This is a genomic window from Shigella sp. FJ200513 (assembly GCF_040495915.1).
Classification (GTDB): Bacteria; Pseudomonadota; Gammaproteobacteria; order Enterobacterales; family Enterobacteriaceae; genus ECMA0423.
Genome location: NZ_JBDYCV010000191.1, coordinates 1 through 3,301 on the forward strand (window position 1 = coordinate 1; position 3,301 = coordinate 3,301).

Sequence of the window (3,301 nt, forward strand, 5' to 3'; positions counted from 1 at the left end):
GCTGATAGAAACAGAAGCCACTGGAGCACCTCAAAAACACCATCATACACTAAATCAGTAAGTTGGCAGCATCACCCTCTCAGTGCATTGCCTCCAATTCCCATAATTTATTACGCCGATAATAACTTGGTGTAACCTTAAAAATGTACTTAAATCGACGTGTAAAAGATTGTTGGGAATCAAATTGATATTTTAATGCGATCTCAAGGATAGTTTTTTTCGTCAACCTCAACTCAACAGCCGCTTTCGTCAAACGACGAGCACGAATATAGCTAGCCAGTGTGACCCCTGTTACTTTTTTGAACAGCCGCTGAAAATACCACTTGGTATAACCCGCTTTATTCGCCACATCATCAAGCAGTAAAGACTGATCTAAATTATGTTCAATCCATAATAGAACATCTTTGATAACCGTTGTATGAAACTGCTTATCATCATATCTTAATTGGATGTTATTAGCTTTATTTTGATAGCGAGAATGCTGTTCAATATACATAAAATAACCTAAATGTTCTTAAGATTGTCACGACCACATCATCATGATACCATAAACATACTGACGGTATGTTATTTTAAATCTATCATGGAAAATAAAAATCATCAACAAGAAAATTTTAAGAGTACCTATCAATCACTGGTTAACTCAGCACGAATATTGTTTGTTGAAAAAGGCTATCAAGCTGTTTCAATAGATGAGATCTCGGGAAAAGCGTTGGTGACCAAAGGTGCCTTTTATCATCACTTTAAAAATAAAAAACAATTACTCAGTGCCTGTTATAAGCAGCAATTAATTATGATTGATGCCTACATCACAACAAAAACTGATTTAACAAATGGTTGGTCTGCCTTAGAAAGTATATTTGAACATTATCTTGATTATATTATTGATAATAATAAAAACCTTATCCCTATCCAAGAAGTGATGCCTATCATTGGTTGGAATGAACTTGAAAAAATTAGCCTTGAATACATTACTGGTAAGGTAAACGCCATTGTCAGCAAATTGATCCAAGAGAACCAACTTAAAGCTTATGATGATGATGTGCTTAAAAACTTACTCAATGGCTGGTTTATGCATATCGCAATACATGCGAAAAACCTAAAAGAGCTTGCCGATAAAAAAGGCCAATTTATTGCTATTTACCGCGGCTTTTTATTGAGCTTGAAAGATAAATAAAATAGATAGGTTTTATTTGAAGCTAAATCTTCTTTATCGTAAAAAATGCCCTCTTGGGTTATCAAGAGGGTCATTATATTTCGCGGAATAACATCATTTGGTGACGAAATAACTAAGCACTTGTCTCCTGTTTACTCCCCTGAGCTTGAGGGGTTAACATGAAGGTCATCGATAGCAGGATAATAATACAGTAAAACGCTAAACCAATAATCCAAATCCAGCCATCCCAAATTGGTAGTGAATGATTATAAATAACAGCAAACAGTAATGGGCCAATAACACCGGTTGCATTGGTAAGGCTCACCAATAATCCCTGTAAAGCACCTTGCTGATGACTCTTTGTTTGGATAGACATCACTCCCTGTAATGCAGGTAAAGCGATCCCACCACCAGCCAATAAAATTAAAACAGGGAAAACTAACCAACCTTCAGATATAAACGCTAAAAAGGCAAATGCACTACTATCTGCAATAAATCCGAGCAGTACTGCCGTTTTTTCGCCCCATTTAGTGGCTATTCTTCCTGCCACAAAGGCTTGGAATACTGAGTGTAAAAGACCAAGACCCGCTAATGAAAAGCCAACCATCATGCTATTCCATCCAAAACGATTTTCGGTAAATAGCACCCACACCGTTGCGGGAATTTGGCCTATCAATTGCGCTGAAAAATAAATAATCAACAAAATGGGCATCGTTTTAAATAAAGTGATGTATACCGAATTCGATTGCGTCTCAACCCCTACTTCGGTATCTGTATTATCACGTGTATTTTTGGTTTCACGGAACCAAAACATAACCACAAGGAAAGCGACAATATTTAGCAACGCAGCGATAAAAAAGGGACTATGCGGTGAAATCTCTCCTGCAAAACCACCAATAATAGGCCCCGCTATTAAACCAAGCCCAAAACTTGCCCCTAACCAACCGAACCACTTCACGCGTTGAGAAGCTGAGGTGGTATCGGCAATGACCGATGCCGCGACAGCCCCAGTAGCTCCTGTGATCCCTGAAAGCAAACGGCCTAAATACAGCATCCAAAGCGCACTTGAAAAAGCCAGCAATAAGTAATCCAGCGATGCGCCTATTAATGACAACAACAGCACTGGGCGCCGACCAAATCGGTCAGACATTTTTCCAAGCCAAGGAGCAAAGATAACCTGCATTAACGCATAAAGTGCAAGCAATACGCCAAAGTGGTTAGCGATATCTTCCGAAGCAATAAATTCACGTAATAACGTTGGCAAGACTGGCATGATAAGGCCAATCCCCATGGCATCGAGTAACGTAATTACCAATGCGATCTTTGTCGAACTATTCATTTCACTTTTCTCTATCACTGATAGGGAGTGGTAAAATAACTCTATCAATGATAGAGTGTCAACAAAAATTAGGAATTAATGATGTCTAGATTAGATAAAAGTAAAGTGATTAACAGCGCATTAGAGCTGCTTAATGAGGTCGGAATCGAAGGTTTAACAACCCGTAAACTCGCCCAGAAGCTAGGTGTAGAGCAGCCTACATTGTATTGGCATGTAAAAAATAAGCGGGCTTTGCTCGACGCCTTAGCCATTGAGATGTTAGATAGGCACCATACTCACTTTTGCCCTTTAGAAGGGGAAAGCTGGCAAGATTTTTTACGTAATAACGCTAAAAGTTTTAGATGTGCTTTACTAAGTCATCGCGATGGAGCAAAAGTACATTTAGGTACACGGCCTACAGAAAAACAGTATGAAACTCTCGAAAATCAATTAGCCTTTTTATGCCAACAAGGTTTTTCACTAGAGAATGCATTATATGCACTCAGCGCTGTGGGGCATTTTACTTTAGGTTGCGTATTGGAAGATCAAGAGCATCAAGTCGCTAAAGAAGAAAGGGAAACACCTACTACTGATAGTATGCCGCCATTATTACGACAAGCTATCGAATTATTTGATCACCAAGGTGCAGAGCCAGCCTTCTTATTCGGCCTTGAATTGATCATATGCGGATTAGAAAAACAACTTAAATGTGAAAGTGGGTCTTAAAAGCAGCATAACCTTTTTCCGTGATGGTAACTTCACGGTAACCAAGATGTCGAGTTAACCACCCTTTAGATTCATAAAGCGAAAATAATGCGGCTCCAACG

At 38.9% G+C, this 3,301-nt stretch carries 3 protein-coding genes and 2 pseudogenes; 2 read left to right on the top strand and 3 right to left on the bottom strand.

Annotation, left to right across the window (positions count from 1 at the left end; genetic code table 11):
• Positions 1-100: 100 nt before the first annotated feature.
• Positions 101-496, bottom strand: a pseudogene (locus ABZJ92_RS21095) (helix-turn-helix domain-containing protein); the annotation flags it as partial.
• 87 nt (positions 497-583) lie between these two features.
• Between ABZJ92_RS21095 and tetC the strand changes: the two are divergent.
• Entirely contained in the window at positions 584-1,177 is a 594-nt protein-coding gene (tetC, locus tag ABZJ92_RS21100; RefSeq protein ID WP_000428546.1) for a tetracyline resistance-associated transcriptional repressor TetC, read from the top strand.
• Between the two features lie 112 nt (positions 1,178-1,289).
• Here tetC and tet(B) read toward each other — a convergent pair whose 3' ends face one another.
• Positions 1,290-2,495 carry a tetracycline efflux MFS transporter Tet(B) gene (tet(B), locus tag ABZJ92_RS21105; RefSeq protein WP_001089068.1) on the bottom strand — a complete coding sequence of 402 codons (1,206 nt, stop codon included), beginning with the start codon at positions 2,493-2,495 and terminating at the stop codon, positions 1,290-1,292.
• A gap of 81 nt (positions 2,496-2,576) precedes the next feature.
• Between tet(B) and tetR(B) the strand changes: the two genes are divergently transcribed.
• Positions 2,577-3,200, top strand: coding sequence for a tetracycline resistance transcriptional repressor TetR(B) (tetR(B), locus tag ABZJ92_RS21110; protein ID WP_000088605.1), 624 nt, complete (start codon positions 2,577-2,579; stop codon positions 3,198-3,200).
• Here the strand turns inward: tetR(B) and ABZJ92_RS21115 are convergent.
• Positions 3,178-3,301, bottom strand: a pseudogene (locus tag ABZJ92_RS21115) (transcriptional regulator); the annotation flags it as partial. The gene tetR(B) and the pseudogene ABZJ92_RS21115 sit on opposite strands and share 23 nt — an antisense overlap.

Excerpts from the sequence above, each read along its gene's own strand:
- tetC (WP_000428546.1), top strand. The coding sequence starts at position 584 with ATGGAAAATAAAAATCATCAACAAGAAAATTTTAAGAGTACCTATCAA.